Origin of the sequence: Ornithinimicrobium kibberense, from assembly GCF_006519705.1 — a bacterium.
Taxonomy (GTDB): Bacteria; Actinomycetota; Actinomycetes; order Actinomycetales; family Dermatophilaceae; genus Ornithinicoccus; species Ornithinicoccus kibberensis.
In genome coordinates, this window is record NZ_VFXM01000018.1 from 58,021 (window position 1) to 73,476 (window position 15,456).

Below are 15,456 nucleotides of genomic sequence, written 5' to 3' on the forward strand. Positions count from 1 at the left end.
ACCCATGACCGCTCCCACCGTGCTGACCATCGAGACCACGTCGTTGGGCGACCGCAGCTACCTGGTCCACGACGGCCAGGTCGCCTTCGTCGTCGACCCCCAGCGTGACGTCGACCGGGTGCTCTCGCTCGCCGAGAGCGAGGCGGTGCGCGTCACCCACGTGTTCGAGACGCACATCCACAACGACTACGTCACCGGGGGCTACGCGCTGGCGCAGCGGACCGGGGCCGCCTACCACGTCAACGCCGAGGACGACGTCTCCTTCAAGCGGGACGCGATCCGCGACGGCGAGGTGGTCGAGGTGTCCGAGAGCCTGCGGGTGCGCGCCATCTCCACGCCCGGCCACACCTTCACCCACCTGTCCTACGCCCTCGAGGGCGAGCACCCCTACGTCTTCACCGGCGGGTCGCTGCTCTTCGGCTCCACCGGCCGTCCCGACCTGCTCGGGCAGGACCACGCCGAGGAGCTCGCCCGGCTGCAGCACGGCTCGGCCCACCGGCTGGTCAAGGAGCTGGACGGGAGCACCGAGGTCATGCCGACCCACGGCTTCGGCTCGTTCTGCTCGGCCACCCAGACGGAGGGTGATGAGTCGACGCTGGCCAAGGAGCAGGAGACCAACCCGGCGCTGCTGAAGGACGTCGAGGAGTTCGTCCGCGAGACGCTCGACGGGCTGGACCTCTACCCGGCCTACTACGCGCACATGGGACCGGCCAACGCCGCGGGCCCGTCGGAGCCGGACCTGGAGCTGCCGTCGCGGGCGGACAAGGAGGTGCTGCGCGAGCGGCTGACGGCGGGGGAGTGGGTCGTGGACCTGCGCACCCGCCAGGCGTTCTCGGCCGGTCACGTCCCGGGCACCTACAACTTCGGCCTGGACGGGCAGTTCTCCACCTGGCTCGGCTGGATGATCCCCTGGGGCACCCCGGTCACCCTCCTGGGCGAGAGCGAGGAGCAGGTCGCCGAGGCCCAGCGCGAGCTGGTGCGCATCGGCATCGACGAGCTGGCCGGCCAGGCCACCGGCGAGCCGCGCGACTGGACCGACGGCGAGCTGGGCACGATCACCACCGCCACCTTCGCCGACCTGGCGCAGGTCCGGCACCACCGCGAGGTGAGCGTCCTCGACGTCCGCAACCCCAAGGAGCACGAGGAGTCGCACGTGGCGGGCGCGGTCAACATCCCCCTGGGTCAGCTGCCCCAGCGCCTCGACGAGGCGCCGCAGGGCGAGGTCTGGGTGCACTGCGCCAGTGGCTACCGCTCCTCGATCGGGGCCTCCTTCCTGGCCGCCCACGGCCGCCAGGTGGTCGCCCTGGACGACGACTTCGACGAGCAGGCCGGCAAGGTCGGGTTGCCGCTGGAGGGCTCCGCCGCGTCCTGACGCCGACCCCCACGTCACGCGCGAGGCGCCGGCCCCCCGGTCGGGGGTGCCGGCGCCTCGTCGTCGGTGCGGTCAGTCCACGGGCTGCCAGGTCAACGACTCGTCCTGCCCGAGGCTGGCCCCGACCTCCTCGCCGGCGACCTGCTTGATGTGCTCGAGGCGCTCGACGGTCGGACCGTCCGCGGTGAACTCCAGCCCGGTGCGACCCTGGTCGTCGCCCTCGACGACCCGGATGCGCAGCACGCCGCCCTCGCGGAAGGGGATCGTGTAGCCGTCCTGCTCGCGCAGGGAGCCCCGGTGCAGCCCGGCCTCGTCCATCACCTGCTCCAGGCGGTCCTGCGGCGCGTCGACCGCGAGGAACGCGGTACTGCGCTCGTGCGCGCCCTCGGGGACGGCGTCGAACGTGTTCGGCATCGGTGGCACCAACTTCCTTGTCGTCCAGGTCCAGGACCGTCATTCTCGCACCAGCCCCCGCCCGAGGGGCACCGGCCCCGCCGGGGAGGTCGACTCCGGGGGTCAACGCCGTTCCAGCTCGACGAGCACCTCGGCGTGGGCGGTCTGGGGAAACATGTCGAACAGCCGGGCGCGACCCACCCGGTAGCCGGGCATGAGGGCCAGGTCGCGCGCGAGGCTGGTCGCGTTGCACGAGGAGTAGAGCACCCGCGGCACCCGCGCGGCCTCCAGGTCGGCGGCCAGCGGACCGACGCCCCGCCGGGGAGGGTTGACCACGACCAGGTCGGGCGGGGCCTCACCCGTGGGCCGGCGGCTGGGGGAGAGGTATGCCGTCGCGTCCCCGACCTCGAACCGCACCGGTCCGGGGCCCGTCAGGGCGGCCGCGCCCAGGCGGGCGCTGGCGACGGCGTCCGCGGACGTCTCGACCCCGAGCACCTCCCGGCCGGGGCCGGCCGCGTGCAGGGCGAACCCGCCGACGCCGCAGAACAGGTCCCACAGCACCCGGGGCGAGGACTCCTCGATCCAGGTGCGCGCCTGCCGGTAGAGGGCCGTGGCCATCGGTGTGCTCGTCTGGAAGAAGCTGCGCGGCCGCAGGTGCAGGGTGAGGTCGTCGATCCTCATGGGCAGCGTGGACTCCGCCGTCAGCACCTCCTCGTCCGGCCCCTCGAGCACGGCCTTGTGCTCGGGCTGGAGGTTGACGCTGACGACCCGGGTGCCCGGCAGCCGGGAACGCAGCTCGGGCAGCAGCTCCAGCACGCGGCGACGTTGCCCGGGAGAGCGCAGGACGAGGCGGACCATGAGCTCACCGTCGGGGGAGTGGGTCATCAGCACGTGCTTGAGCTCGCCCTGGCGGCCCGGTACGTCATAGGGCGTCAGACCGGCCTCGCCCAGGAGGTCGGGCAGCGCCAGGACCGCCTCGGCCAAGCCCGGTTCGTAGAGGCCGCACCTGCGCAGGTCCACGCCCCGGCCGTCGCCGTCGAGGATGCCGACGGTGGGAGCACCGCGCCGGCCGCCCACGGCGAGCTTGGCCTTGTTGCGGAAGCCCACCTCGCGGTTCGCCTGCGGCGCGCGCCAGGCGGACGCCGGGACGTGCGCCTCCAGGCTGCGCGCTGCCCGGGTCTGCTTGTCCGCCAGCTGCCCGGCGTACGGGGTGCCCATGAGGGTGCACGAGCGACAGGCCCCGGCGTCGTAGTAGTCGCACTGCACCGACCCAGGGTAGAGCGGCCCCACGAGACGGGGGACCCTCGGCGGGGTCAGGGCAGGCGGTTCATGGCCTGCCGGTCGCACGCATGGCGTCCAGCGACCAGCGGCCCGCCCCGGTGAAGACCAGCGGGAGGGCGAGCGCCAGGTAGAGCAGGGAGTCCTCACCGGTCGGGGCACCGCCCTCGCCGAGGACCGTGTAGTCCAGCCGCGGGTAGACGGTGAGCACCCACGTGGCCGCCATCATGGCCGCGAGCAGGAACGCCGCCGGGCGGGTGAACAGGCCCAGCGCCAGCAGGACGGGCAGGGCCACCTGGCCCAGCAGGACCATCCAGGCGACCAGCTCGGGGGCCTGCGCGCCGAGGACGTGGTCGTCGACGTCGCGGACCCATGCCGGCAGGTCGACGGCCTTGTCGAGGCCGCGGGTGACCAGCAGCAGGGTGCCCAGCCGCAGCAGGAGCAGTCCCAGGTCCAGGCTGCGGGCGTGCACCTCCGGGACGGGGAACCCGTCCAGGTCGGCCCAGTCGTCGTGCACGTCGTGGTGGTAGTCCTCGGGCCCGGGGTCCTCACGGGGCTCGGCCTGCATGTCGTGGGCCTCAGTCCTGCCCCGGGACCTCGTCGGACCAGCCCTGCCCCCGCAGCGTCCGGCGCAGGGCCTGCGCGTCCTGCGCGAGGTCGTCGGCCGGGCGGGGTCGCTTGCGGGCCAGGTCGAAGTCGTCCGCGGTCCGGGCGGGGAAGACGTGCACGTGCGCGTGCGGGACCTCGAAGCCCTGGACGATGACACCGACGCGGGGGGCGTCGAAGGCGACCTGCTGTGCCCGCCCGATCCGGGCGGCCACGTCGGTGAGGTGGGCCAGGACCTCACCCGGCAGGTCGACCCAGTGGTCGACCTCGACCCGGGGGACCACCAGGGCGTGACCGGGCGTCAGCGGCTCGATGTCGAGGAACGCCGCGCAGACCTCGTCGCGCCAGACCAGCTGGGTGGGGATCTCACCGTCGATGATCTTCGTGAAGAGCGTGGCCATCCACGCAGCCTAGTGCGCCCCCTCGCCGGCGGCGGGCAGCGACGGGCCGCGGGAGCAGAACCAGGCGGCCAGGGCGTATCCGCCCGCGAACAGCACGGTCAGGCCGAGGAGGTCGCCGAGGGAGACGCCGGGGGAGCGGTGCAGCCCCAGGGCGAGCACGACCGCGGTGGCCGCGAGGACAGTCCCGGCGGCCGCGGCGAACGCGTACGTCATACCCCTCGGTCGCAGGCGGACGGAGACCGCACCCACGAGCGCGACCACCGCTGCCCCCACGTACAGCAGGTCGACGGGCCCACCGGGCCCGACAATGCCGAGGGCCCCAGCGCCGAGGATGAGCAGGAGGGTGGTCGTCGCCGCCACGACGAGGCCGGCGCGGGAGGAGCTGGTCATGGTCCGACGCTAGCCCGCGGACCGTGGGGGCCGGGGGTACGGGAGGTGAGGGTCCGGTGAAGAACGACCCCCGGCCTGTCAGTCGGCGACGCCGAGGAGGGTCTGGCAGGCGTCGGCGCAGTCGCGGCACGCCTGGGCGCACTGCTGGCAGTGGTCGTGCTCGTGGCTCGAGCACTCCTTCGCGCACTCGCGGCAGACGGCGATGCAGGCCTCGACCACGGACCGCCAGGAGTCGCCGTTGGGACCGGGCCGGGAGAGGATCTCGGCGGTCGTGCGACAGATGGCGGCGCACTGGGTGCACAGGTCGATGCAGCGGACCATGCCCTCGACGTGGTCGCCGTGCAGGCAGGAGTCCGCGCAGGTCCCGCAGGTGGACGCGCACCGACTCGCCGCGTCGATGGCGGCCCGCAGCTGGGGCAGGTCGAAGGTGTCCTTGGCCGGGTGGGTGCTGAGGATGTCGTCCATGGCATCGACGGTAGGGGCGGCGGGCGACCCCCGCATCTCGGGGTCGCCCGCCGGCGCCTCGTGCACGTCGGCGCCCCGGGGACGCCGGTGGTGCGGGTCGGGTCAGGCCTGCGCGGTCGCGTGGGGCCCGGGCACGAGCTTACGCCCGGGGACGCCCATCGCCCAGCCCTGGGTCCCGCCGGCCACGGAGTAGGCCTCCACACCTGCGCGACGGAGCAGCTGGCTGCTCGACTGGCTGCGGTTGCCCGTGGCGCAGATGACGTAGACCGGCTCGTCCTTGGGCAGCTCGTCGGCCTTCTCGGCCACCGAGCGCATCGGCACCAGCTGGGCCCCGGAGAGGTGGCCCGCGCGGTACTCGGCCGGCTCGCGCACGTCGACGAGGGTCACCTCGCCCTCCGCGTAGATCCGGGCGAAGTCCTCGGCCGAGATCTCCAGCGGCTTGTCCTGCAGGGCCTGCTGCGCCGCCACCTGGGCGCGCACGTCGTCCATGTCCAGGTCGCGCACGGCCTGGACGACCTGCTCGAGGGCGGCCGGGGGCAGGGCGCCGGCCTGGGCGAAGACGGCGATGCCGTCGCGGAAGGCCATGAGGGTCGGGATGGAGCTGATGCCCGCGGCCGCGGCCAGCTCGCGCTCGGCCTCGGTGTCGACCTTGCCGAAGGTGATGTCGGGGTGCTGCTCGGACGCGGCCTCGTAGACGGGCGCGAACTGCTTGCACGGGCCGCACCAGTCGGCCCAGAAGTCGACGAGGACGATGCCGTCCGCGGTGATGGTGGACTCGAACGAGGACACGGTGAGGTCAGTGGTCGCCATGCCTCACATAATACCCCCAGGGGTATCAGGGTCTCAAACTTCGGCGAGCGGCCGGGACTGTTCCGGAGCGGCGAACCACTGCGTCGGCGGACCGAGGGCCAGCATGAGCACGAAGACCCCCACGACGGCGACGAGGCCCACCAGCACGGCGAGCACGGGGCGCCGCAGCCCGGCCGCGACCAGACGTCCGGCCAGCCCGGCGGCGGCACCGGCCTCCAGCAGGCGCCAGCGGTCGCCCAGCAGGTCACGCCGCTCGGCGCTGCGCTCGAACGGCACGGTGGCGTAGGGGACCACCGCCGAGGCCAGGCCCAGGGCCAGGTCCCGCACCGGCCAGCGCTGGTCGACCGCCACGACCAGCGTGACGAGGACGTAGGCGAGGAAAACGAAGCCGTGCACGCCGCCGCCCACCCGGACCGGCATGTGCCCGGCGTCCAGCAGGTAGGTCGCGACCATGCCGACGATCAGCAGGGTCCAGGTGACCATCTCGGCCGCGGCGAGGGTGCCGTAGACGCGGCGCGGACGGGGGAGCGGGGCTGACATGGGGCCTTCCGGTCGGGCGGACCATCGTCCCACGGGGCACGCGGGACCCCTGCCGAGGCACCCCCTACCGGCCCGAGCCGTCCGGGGCTACGGTCGAGTCATGATCGCCGCGCTGCACACCCTGGTCTACTCCGACGCCCCGGTCGCCACCCGGGCCTTCTTCCGCGACGTGCTGCAGCTGCCGTACGTTCGCGACGACGTGCCGGAGGGCCAGCCGGAGTGGCTGATCTTCCGCACCGGCCCCAGCGAGCTGGGCGTCCATCCCACCAGCGGTCCCGGGGGTTTCGACGAGGTGCCGCGCCACCACGCGATCTCGTTCATGTGCGACGACCTGGCGGCCACCATGGCCGAGCTGGCCGCCCGCGGTGCCGAGTTCGCCACCGAGCCGGTGGAACGCCGCTTCGGGACCGAGGTGTGGCTGCGGGTGCCCGGTGCCGACGACATGATGCTCTACCAGCCGACCCACGAGGTCGCCCACGACCTGCCGCCGGCGGAGTGAGGCAGCTGGTCCCATGACGGTGGAGGAGCGACTGGCCGCCAAGGAGGCCGAGGTGCAGGCGCAGCTGGAGGAGCTGACCGGGGCCCAGGAGGGGCACGCCAGGGCGGCGCTGGCGCGGTGCCTGGGGGAGAGCGAGCCTCTGGTCGTCGACCGGTCCACCGCGGTGACGGCCCACGAGAGCCTTGGCCGGCTGCTCGAGGAGGTGCGGCTGGCCCGGACCCGGCTGGTCGAGGGCAGCTACGGCCGCTGCGCGGTGTGCGGTGGGCCCATCCCGGAGGGTCGGCTGGGGGCGCGCCCGTGGGCGACGACCTGCCTGCGGCACGGCTGACCCACGGCTCACCGGCAGCTTCGCCGTCCCCGTCGCCACGGCGATCCGCACCTGCAGCGACCTCCGGCTCCTACGGCGGGTTCCCACCCGCTGCAGGAACAGGTTCCCGCCGTAGGTCGAGCAGGACTGCTCCGCGGAGCACCGGACGCAGGGCTGCTCCGCGGAGCACCCGACATGCCCCGGCGCGGCACGAACCAACCGCCGGGCGCGTCCGTCGCCCGTCGTCCCCGGGCTAGGTCGACGCGGAGTCCGAGTGGTGCGCCCGGTAGGAGTGGTAGAGGCGCGCCAGGAACGCCTCGAGCTCGGCCGCCAGCTCGTCGTCCATGGTGGGGAAGGAGAAGGTCGCCTTGCCGGTGCGGCGCTTCCTGAACGTCGGCGACGACGCCTCGAGGGCCTCCGGCCAGGTCTCGACGGCGACCGCGTAGAGGCTGACCTTGCCTGCGCTGCGCCCGACCGCGACGAAGTAGTCGTGCCCTCCGGAGCCGGGCCACCTCAACGACGGCATGCCGTAGATCGTCGCGTCCTCGAGATCGTCCCGATACGGATCGAGCAGCGCCCAGATCCGTTCCTCGACCGTGTCGAGATCCGTCATGGGAGCAGCATAGAAGTCGCAGCCACCACGCGTGGCCGAGATGGTCCAGGGGAGCGTCGAACGGTCCGCAGGTCGCCCGCAGGGGTGTCGCCCGCCAATACAAACGTCAGTGTTCTACACCGAGATGACGCGTTGATTGGCACAAGCCCGTCGGATCATCTGCCATTTAACATATCATGATCCCGTCCGGTCACGTTCGCTACACCGCTGATGTCAAGTGGTGTCGCCAGGAGTTCCCTATGGAGAAGTGACAGAAAGTGTCACAGGGCCGAAGGGCCACGCTCACGCTCGCGCGACGGATGGGGCTTTCGCCTGAGCGCGTGTCCGTCACCGCTGCCGCTCAGACTGGCCCCGGCCCGGTCATGACCACATGGCGACCCATGCCGTGACGGTGAGCGCGGAGACGACGTGGACGATCATCCGTGCTCTGACTCCGACCCATCGTTTACGTAGGCCCACGCGCTCGGGCCCCACACGCGGACCATCGCACGGCCCCTGCCCCGCCGCTCGGTGCGGAGGGCGGTGGACCTGTCCCTGACTACCCAGGGTCCAACGTCCTTGCCCCGGTCGTTGGCGTACTGCGTCACGGACTCCATGTAGGGGTAGATCCTGTGGTGCAGCCCTCGAGGCTTGCGGACATCGTCACCTTCGACCAAGCCTTCTCCCTCGTAAACCCCCAGCTCCGTGTGGTCGGTCCGCCCCAGTGGCGGACTCGGTGCCTGCCTCGGAGTCGCACCAGGGTGTCTGCTGGTCGTGCCGTCGGGGTCAGCCCCGTGCTGACGGATGATCCCGGCCAGGACGGCCACGCCTTCGGCCTGTCCGTCCTTGGTCGCAGCCTCGGCGTGCCTGAGGGCGACCTCCATGGCCTCACGGATCACGGTTCCCGTGCCCACCGCGAGGAAGTCGGCGTAGTCCATGACGCTCTGCGGGGTGCTGCTCTCGTACCAGCTGACGGTGTCGTCCGGTGACCGCCACGCAAGGTGGGTGATCAGTTGGACGGCAGAGCGCATAGCCGGTCGGGCGTCGTCGCCCCTGGTCATGGATCGCAGCGACGTCAGAGCCTCCTTGAACCCCTCGACGTCACGGTACGGACCCGTGCCCTCGACCCTGGTCATGACTGGTCGCCCCCCTCGTCGAAGTAAACAACCCGAAAGGTGGCGGCGGCAAGGCCGGGATCGCCATACTCGGCCATGAGGAGATGTCTGACCTGATCCACCAAGGCGCGGTACCAGGAGGCGGGGAACCCGAAATGGGTCCCGGCACGAGGAATACTCATGACGGGGTCTTCGGTCCTGAGCAGGTGCTCAGCGCAGTTGCGTGCCGCGACCTCACCCATCGCCGTGGAAATCAGATCCATGTCCTCCGCGACCCCGTCGGGAATGGGCCGGTGGCCGTTCTCCCATCTCTGGACGGTCTTCAGGGCCACGCCCAGACGTTCGGCAAGCCACTCTGCACTAAGCCCGAAAGTCTCTCGGCGGATTCGAAACTCTGCTGCCGTCAGCGAGGGCCAATCGGCGTGGACGGGATGGTTCGCCGGGAATGCGCTTCGGGTCGTTGTCAGGCTCGCGCCGAAATCGGGCGGCAGAGCGTCGATGGCTCGGATGATTGGTGTGTGGGGTTCGATGTTCGCCCATCCAAGTTCCTGGACGTGTGCCTCGTACTGAGGGTCGGGGTCCTGGAGCGACCAACCGCACCCCCCGCACCGCACCCGGAACATGTCGGTCTTGATGTCATTGCTCGCGCACTGCGGGCAAGACGTGAACTGATGGCTCATGTATGCGCCCCTTCTATGGGAGTCGGTCGTGGCCTGGTGCCGTGACCTGCGTCTTACACTAACGGTCCCAAACTAGGACCGTCAAGTCCCTGCATGCCAGAGCGCGCGGGGGAGCCGCCCGGCTCGCGCCCGTGACACAGCAAGGCGCGGACGTCAGAGCCTCCTTGAACCCCTCGGCGTCACGGTACGGACCCGCACCCTCGACCTGGGCGGTGCGGTGCTCGGGCGTCGAACTTGGGTCGTTAAGGAGGTTCCTCCTGCGCGTCTGTGGTCCCCGGTGCTGGTGCTGGCTATTGGGCCCAGGGCGGCGACCCCGGTGCCACGTTGGCTCGCGATGCGGAGTCGCCTGTGAGGGCATTTTCGTTGCCATCCACAACGAGTCCACGCCGTCCGCGACTACCGCGAGGGAGTGGCACGGACAGCAGCGGCTACCTCTACCTCGCGCAGGGTTAGGGTTCGATGCGCAGGTCGCAGAACGGATCGCTTCGCCAAACCTCGGTCAGGACCGAGCTCTCCGACGCCGGGATCCGTCGGGGCGGTGTGGCGGCTGCGCGGAGCATCTCTGCGAGTCGTGCGCATCCTTGCATGACCTGATCCGAGATGATCCGGCCACCGACAACGGTCAAGAGCGCCTGGTCGATCTGTTTGCCGACCCGGCTTTTCTCTGCGGCGTCCAAGCGGCCCTGGTAGTCCCCGATCTTTTCGTTGAAGGCGTGCCAGCGCACCGGTGCCAGTGCGCCTGCGCCGTCACGCAAAACATCCTCGCCAAACATAAACTCCATCGAGACAGCGCGGCCGTTCACGTCTTCGACCCCTGACCCCGACGGGCCCAGAGTCGGGTAGCGGACTGCGTATGGGACGGCGGGGAGGCAGACAACGCTGACCTGTGCCGGCAGGTCGAGCGTCGAGAGCTGCGATGCGGCGTCGCGTCCTGCCGTGTCGTTGTCGAGCACGGCAACGATGCGGTTCATCACCCCTGCTGCGGTCATGCCCTTTGTGAGAGAGACGACCCTGTCGGTTCCTCCGGGAGGGCGCTGCCCGAAGTCGAGGAACTGGAAGATGTGGGCAACTTCTGGCGCAGCGATCTCCAGGGACCGGCGCAGCCGTTGCGCGTCGGTCGAGCCTTCGGTGATGACGATGACGGGGGCATCTACCGCCACGGCGCCCGACATTCGCAGGCGCGCATCCCTATGCGGCCTCTCCTCCGGTGTGAGCCAGCCGCCCTCGACGAGGGCCGTAAGGTCGAGCTTGACGGCGGTCGAGTCGCGGGTTCTGCACAGCGAAAGCGTTAACGCGAATCTGGGATCGTCGAACGCCTCTCGCAGCCGCATCCATTGCTCGTGGAGGAACCACTCTTTTGGCTGCCCCCGAGGATCGGGGGGTACGCCCGCGCCAGCCGCACGACCGAAGCGGGTTGTCAGTGCTGCTGTGATAGCGGCCCCGTTCCGAAGCGGCGCCGCGTCCTGCGGCCACGCATCGGGGAGATCCCAGTCTTCATCGTGGTCGTCGAAGAACGCGGCACTCAGCCGACAGACCCAGTCACGGGAGAACCCGTGAAGCTCAAGCCGTTGGCGTAGCGCTCCGGCCGTGGTCTGATAGCCCAGCAGACCTGTTCGCCCCGATTCGGGCGGCCCGTCGGACTCGGACTCCTCAGCCTCAGCTACCTCGTTTTCGATCCGGGTGGACGTGTCGGTTCTCGCCGAGTCCAGTAGGCGGTCCTCATCGGTGAAGAGAAGCATCAACTCGTCGGGGACGTAGCTCTTTCCCCAGACAGGGATGCCCTGCCCTCCGACCTCGATGTTCCACCAGGATCCCACCTGCCGAACCTTAGCCGTGAGGCGTCGGGTCGTGTGCCGCAGTTCGCACGGGCCCTGCGATGATTCGGACATGGCAGAGCAACCCGTCCAGAGCATCGATCGACGACTCGTCAGATGGGCCCATATGTGGGCGGCCGCCGCGTCCGAGACATACGAAACCATAGAGTCCATCTCCATGCCCGAGTCGCCTGCGACGGAGATCGGCCGCCGCGATGCGATGACGCTCGTGCTTGTCGACGCAGTGCGCAACGTCTTACGCGGGGCTGAGCTGGCAACCGGCGCGAACAGCGAGATCGTTCAGCGCTTTAGCGAGGAGCACGCGACCCTCAAGGACCTTCGCGACAGGTTCGAGCACTACGAGGACTACGTCCGAGGCACCGGCGATGCGCAACGGACCGGTAGGCGGCGCAAAGGTGAGCCCTTAGGCTTGGAAGCGGAGGGCATCCGGATCTCGGCGTCAAGCGGCGGCGGCCCGGAGGGTCACGTCGTGTGCGTGGTCGTGGTTGAGCGCGACAACGAAGACATGGCCACAGAGGTCGTCTACGAAGCACCGACCCGGACGATCACGGTGGCCGTTCGCAGTTTGGCTCGCGACCTGGTTGACGCGGCAGGCATGCTCGACGAGCACCACCTGGAGCGTTGCGAGATCTGCGCCGACCCGGAGGGAATCTGAACACGGACTACTTGTCTCTGCCATCATCGGCCAGGCGTGCCACACTGCCACGGCAGCTCGACCTGTGGGGGGGAGGGGTGTCCGACCTGCGTGAGTCGGCCAGATTGGTCTGCCGATCCGAACGTACGTACGTTCGATTCGTGCCTCAGGCGTCTAATACTGGTCGATGCCGGGTCTCCTGAACCCCGTAGAGCCTCGGATTGGCCCCTTGGCCACGAATCTTGTCGTTTGGCCAAACCTCTGACACGTTTGGCCACGAAACCTGTCGTTTGGCCAGAATCCCTGTCGCTGGACAACCAGGGGCAGGCACCGCAGCTCGGCCTTCCACGGCTTACTGGCGACACTGCGTATTCAAGTGGGTCGTATTCACCCGCTGGGGGAGGGGATCGGACCCTACGTTGGGGATTGGGGAGGGTTGCTCGCCAGATCTAGCCGGGGCGAGCTTCTGCAGCCGGCGCGGCACTAGCGTGCGACCACGCGCCCCGCGGCATCTCAGTGCGTTCGACACGTGCCCGCTGATGAGGGGACGTCGGCTAGGTGCCGGCCTTCGGCTATGACGTTGAGCGCCCGCGTGTGAGGTCGGGGAGGAATCGCCCGACTGTGGAGGCGTACTGGCGGTAGCGGTCGCCGTGCAGACGTGCAAGGGCCGGCTCCTCAACCAGGCGTACCTGCAGCTGGACGCCGACGCAGAAGGCGACCAGCGCGAGCACTGTCGCCGCGCTGGGGACCAGGAGGGTGACCCCGACCAGGGTCAGGCCCATGGCGCTGAAGATGGGGTTGCGCACGAGGGCGAACGGTCCCGTGGTGACGAGCTCGGTCACCTCGTCGGGGTCGACCCCCACCCGCCAGGAGGCCCCCATGGCAGCCTGGGCGACGAACACCGCAGCCAGTCCGACGGCGGCGACGAGCAGGCCTGCCCACGACACCACGCCCGGGGCTTCCCACCGCAGCTGCGGAGCGAGGAGGGCCCCGACCAGGCCCGCACCGCACAGCAGGAGGGCACCGATGAACAGGACCACCCCCATCCGGCCGGCCGGGTGCCGGGCCGGGGTCCTGCGCACCCCGGAGTCCCCGGTCCGGCGCCGGTGCAGCCAGGCACGGACGCCGAAGGCGCCTGCGAGCCCGATCACGTAGACCGCGAGGGCGACACCTGCGCTCACCCGTGGTCCCCACTCATCGATCCCACCCATACCCGCAATAATATGAGGAATCCCTCACGTTCAGTACTCGCATCTGGAGGTGGCCGATGGCGGCGTCGACGGCGGCGCAGAACCCCCGCAAACAGCCGCAGCAGCGCCGTTCCCGGGCGACGGTGGACAAGATCCTGGCCGCAGCGGCTCAGGTTCTGGCCGAGGAGGGGGACGGGGCCACGACGGACAGGATCGCCGCGCGGGCCGGGGTCTCCATCGGCTCGCTCTACCAGTACTTCCCCAACAAGGGCGCGCTCATGCTCGAGCTCGCGCGACGGCACATGGCCGCCGCGGGCGAGGTCCTCGACCACGTCCTCCGGCTCGGCCGACCCAGGAGCGTGTGGCTCCCCGAGGCCGTCGCTGCGGTGGCGGCGCTGCACGAGGACGGTGACCTGCACCGGGTCCTCTACGACCACGCTGCGAGCACCCCTGCGCTCGCCGAGGCCTTCGAGCAGACCAACGAGGCCCTCCGGAGCCGCGTCGAGGAGCTGCTACGTGCCGAGACGGACCTGGCCGACCCGGGGACGACGGCCCAGGTGCTGGTGGCGCTGGTGGAGTCGCTGACGCACCGGCTGGTCGGCACGACCGACGCCGACACGCTCGCGCGCGAGGTCACCCGGGCGGCGAACGCGTACCTGAACGCAGCCTGCGCCAGCCCTCGCCCTGTCGGTGCTAGCCCCTAGCCTGACCGTATGCAGCTCTCCCAGCACCTGCAGCCGATCACGGAGACAGAGGCGGTAGCCCTAGCCTCCTGCTGGGGCGTCTCGGCCCAAGACGTCATCGACACGCGTCGATCATCCTGGGTGCAGGCGACCTCGCCCGGCGACGCCACGGGGCCGAGACTCGTTCAGTTCCGCGACCGTACCCTGGCGGTCTATCCGCATCCAGGTGAACCGAACCAAGCCTGGGCACCGCGATTCCTGGCCGTCCGCGCGTTCGCCGACACCGCGACCGCTCCGATGCCCGAGCGAGCCACGGCTCGGCTCCACAGCACGGACGCACCACTGGTCGTCGACCTGCACGAGCGATGCTCACGGGCTGACCTCGCAGCAGCCACACCCCATCTGGGGCAAGAGACGATCCTGGCCCGTGGGGTCATCATCGATCACCGTCTGGTGGCGATGTGCACGCTGGTGCCCACTTGCGCCGGCCCTCCGGAAGTCAGCGTCCTAGCCTGCCCCTCCAGCAGGGGGCGAGGCTACGCGACTGCTGCCGAGCGTGCCGTCCTCGTCGATGCAGCACGACACGGCATCGGCACGGTCCAACACAGAACCATCGCCCAAGACCACGCCTCCATCTCACTCGCACTCCGTAGCGGGTTCCGAATCCTGACCTTAGAGCACATCGTCCAACCCGCCAGCACGACCGACAGGTAAACCGACAGCTCAGCCAACATCCACCGATCATCAGCGGTAGAGGGTCTGTCCGATGAACGGTGTTTCCGGCGTTCATCTCAGAGGTTCTCCGCGGCCGGCATGCGGTCGGCGAAGGTGACGGCGAAAGCGTTGAGCGCGGGCTTCCACCGCATGGTCCATCGTGCCTGCCCGGTGCCCTTGGGGTCCAGCCCGCGGGTCACCAGGTACAGGCACTTCAGCGCGGCCTGCTCGGTCGGGAAGTGACCGCGTACGGTCACCGCCCTGCGATACCTGGCGTGCAGGGACTCGATGGCGTTGGTGGAGAACAGCACGCGGCGGATCTCCACGTCGTAGGCCAGGAAGGGGATGAACTCCTCCCACGCCGCTCTCCACAGCTTGGGGATCGCGGGATAGGGCTTGCCCCATTTCTCCTCCAGCTCCTCGAACGCCGCCCACGCCGCCTCAACCGAGGGGGCGGTGTAGATGCGGCGCAGGTCCCCAGCCAGCTGGTCCCAGTACTTCCGGCTCGCGTAGCGCAGCGTCGCCCGGATGAGGTGGATCACGCAGGCCTGCACGATCGCGGCCGGGAAGACCGCGTTCACGCTGTCCGGCAGGCCCTTGAGGCCGTCGCAGACGATGAAGAACACGTCGGCCACGCCGCGGTTCTTCAGGTCAGCCAGGACGTTCATCCAGAACTTCGCGCTCTCGCCACCACCCTGCCCGGCCCACAGCCCCAGGACGTCTCGGCGCCCGTTCAGGTCGACCCCGATCGCGGCGTAGAACGGCTGGTTGCCGACCTGACCGTCGCGGACCTTCACGTAGATCGCGTCGATGAAGATCGCCGCGTAGATGGGCTGCAAAGGGCGCGAGGACCAGGTGGTCATCTCCTCGAGCACCTTGTCGGTGATCCGGCTGACCGTGTCCTTGGAGATGTTCGCGCCGTAGACCTCCTGGAAGTGCGCGCTGATCTCCC

The 15,456-nt window shown here is 70.1% G+C and carries 20 protein-coding genes; 6 read left to right on the top strand and 14 right to left on the bottom strand.

Translation table 11 applies throughout. The features are described 5' to 3' along the window. The first annotated feature begins 4 nt into the window (after positions 1-4). Positions 5-1,372, top strand: coding sequence for an MBL fold metallo-hydrolase (locus FJR00_RS14405; RefSeq protein ID WP_141339322.1), 1,368 nt, complete (start codon positions 5-7; stop codon positions 1,370-1,372). Between the two features lie 72 nt (positions 1,373-1,444). Here the strand turns inward: FJR00_RS14405 and FJR00_RS14410 are convergent, their stop codons facing one another. The 8 genes from FJR00_RS14410 to FJR00_RS14445 form a co-directional block, all read right to left on the bottom strand. Next, positions 1,445-1,786: a hypothetical protein gene (locus FJR00_RS14410; RefSeq protein WP_141339323.1), complete on the bottom strand. Its 342-nt coding sequence runs from the start codon at positions 1,784-1,786 to the stop codon at positions 1,445-1,447. A gap of 102 nt (positions 1,787-1,888) precedes the next feature. Further along, positions 1,889-3,031 (bottom strand): methyltransferase domain-containing protein, encoded by a 1,143-nt coding sequence (locus FJR00_RS14415; protein ID WP_141339324.1) that lies wholly within the window; start codon positions 3,029-3,031, stop codon positions 1,889-1,891. A gap of 61 nt (positions 3,032-3,092) precedes the next feature. Further along, on the bottom strand, positions 3,093-3,611 hold the full coding sequence (locus FJR00_RS14420) for a DoxX family protein (RefSeq protein WP_083664024.1): 519 nt from the start codon (positions 3,609-3,611) through the stop codon (positions 3,093-3,095). A 10-nt stretch (positions 3,612-3,621) separates the two neighbouring features. Then, positions 3,622-4,050 (bottom strand): HIT family protein, encoded by a 429-nt coding sequence (locus tag FJR00_RS14425; protein WP_141339325.1) that lies wholly within the window; start codon positions 4,048-4,050, stop codon positions 3,622-3,624. A 9-nt stretch (positions 4,051-4,059) separates the two neighbouring features. Further along, positions 4,060-4,440 (bottom strand): hypothetical protein, encoded by a 381-nt coding sequence (locus tag FJR00_RS14430; RefSeq protein ID WP_141339326.1) that lies wholly within the window; start codon positions 4,438-4,440, stop codon positions 4,060-4,062. A 78-nt stretch (positions 4,441-4,518) separates the two neighbouring features. Continuing rightward, entirely contained in the window at positions 4,519-4,905 is a 387-nt protein-coding gene (locus FJR00_RS14435) for a four-helix bundle copper-binding protein (RefSeq protein WP_141339327.1), read from the bottom strand. Positions 4,906-5,007: 102 nt separating this feature from the next. Further along, positions 5,008-5,715, bottom strand: coding sequence for a thioredoxin (trxA, locus tag FJR00_RS16690; protein ID WP_141339328.1), 708 nt, complete (start codon positions 5,713-5,715; stop codon positions 5,008-5,010). A 33-nt stretch (positions 5,716-5,748) separates the two neighbouring features. Beyond that, positions 5,749-6,255 carry a DUF3817 domain-containing protein gene (locus FJR00_RS14445; RefSeq protein ID WP_141339329.1) on the bottom strand — a complete coding sequence of 169 codons (507 nt, stop codon included), beginning with the start codon at positions 6,253-6,255 and terminating at the stop codon, positions 5,749-5,751. Between the two features lie 100 nt (positions 6,256-6,355). On the opposite strand from FJR00_RS14445, the gene FJR00_RS14450 reads away from it, so the two are divergent. Together FJR00_RS14450 and FJR00_RS14455 are read left to right on the top strand one after the other, a co-directional pair. Continuing rightward, positions 6,356-6,754 (top strand): VOC family protein, encoded by a 399-nt coding sequence (locus FJR00_RS14450; RefSeq protein WP_141339330.1) that lies wholly within the window; start codon positions 6,356-6,358, stop codon positions 6,752-6,754. A 13-nt stretch (positions 6,755-6,767) separates the two neighbouring features. Further along, positions 6,768-7,082 (top strand): TraR/DksA family transcriptional regulator, encoded by a 315-nt coding sequence (locus tag FJR00_RS14455; RefSeq protein WP_141339331.1) that lies wholly within the window; start codon positions 6,768-6,770, stop codon positions 7,080-7,082. 232 nt (positions 7,083-7,314) lie between these two features. Here the strand turns inward: FJR00_RS14455 and FJR00_RS14460 are convergent, their stop codons facing one another. From FJR00_RS14460 to FJR00_RS14475, 4 genes are all read right to left on the bottom strand, one after another. Then, on the bottom strand, positions 7,315-7,674 hold the full coding sequence (locus FJR00_RS14460) for a hypothetical protein (protein WP_141339332.1): 360 nt from the start codon (positions 7,672-7,674) through the stop codon (positions 7,315-7,317). Positions 7,675-8,090: 416 nt separating this feature from the next. Next, positions 8,091-8,789, bottom strand: a complete 699-nt coding sequence (locus FJR00_RS14465) for a hypothetical protein (RefSeq protein WP_141339333.1) — start codon at positions 8,787-8,789, stop codon at positions 8,091-8,093. Beyond that, the gene (locus FJR00_RS14470) at positions 8,786-9,448 is read right to left on the bottom strand and encodes a helix-turn-helix domain-containing protein (RefSeq protein WP_202876690.1); all 663 of its coding nucleotides are present in this window, start codon (positions 9,446-9,448) and stop codon (positions 8,786-8,788) included. The genes FJR00_RS14465 and FJR00_RS14470 overlap by 4 nt, the downstream gene beginning before the upstream one ends. A gap of 449 nt (positions 9,449-9,897) precedes the next feature. Further along, positions 9,898-11,265 carry a HEPN/Toprim-associated domain-containing protein gene (locus tag FJR00_RS14475; RefSeq protein ID WP_141339334.1) on the bottom strand — a complete coding sequence of 456 codons (1,368 nt, stop codon included), beginning with the start codon at positions 11,263-11,265 and terminating at the stop codon, positions 9,898-9,900. Positions 11,266-11,335: 70 nt separating this feature from the next. On the opposite strand from FJR00_RS14475, the gene FJR00_RS14480 reads away from it, so the two are divergent. Next, complete coding sequence (locus tag FJR00_RS14480) at positions 11,336-11,938, top strand: hypothetical protein (protein ID WP_141339335.1); 603 nt, start codon at positions 11,336-11,338, stop codon at positions 11,936-11,938. A gap of 551 nt (positions 11,939-12,489) precedes the next feature. On the opposite strand, the gene FJR00_RS14485 is transcribed toward FJR00_RS14480, so the two are convergent. Further along, entirely contained in the window at positions 12,490-13,128 is a 639-nt protein-coding gene (locus FJR00_RS14485) for a methyltransferase family protein (RefSeq protein ID WP_077342040.1), read from the bottom strand. A 56-nt stretch (positions 13,129-13,184) separates the two neighbouring features. Here FJR00_RS14485 and FJR00_RS14490 point away from each other — a divergent pair, with 56 nt between their 5' ends. Then, the gene (locus FJR00_RS14490; protein ID WP_077342041.1) at positions 13,185-13,811 is read left to right on the top strand and encodes a TetR/AcrR family transcriptional regulator; all 627 of its coding nucleotides are present in this window, start codon (positions 13,185-13,187) and stop codon (positions 13,809-13,811) included. Positions 13,812-13,820: 9 nt separating this feature from the next. Further along, positions 13,821-14,504 (top strand): GNAT family N-acetyltransferase, encoded by a 684-nt coding sequence (locus tag FJR00_RS14495; protein ID WP_141339336.1) that lies wholly within the window; start codon positions 13,821-13,823, stop codon positions 14,502-14,504. A gap of 77 nt (positions 14,505-14,581) precedes the next feature. Here the strand turns inward: FJR00_RS14495 and FJR00_RS14500 are convergent. Continuing rightward, the coding region (locus FJR00_RS14500; RefSeq protein ID WP_141339337.1) for an IS256 family transposase at positions 14,582-15,456 on the bottom strand (875 nt) is incomplete at its 5' end.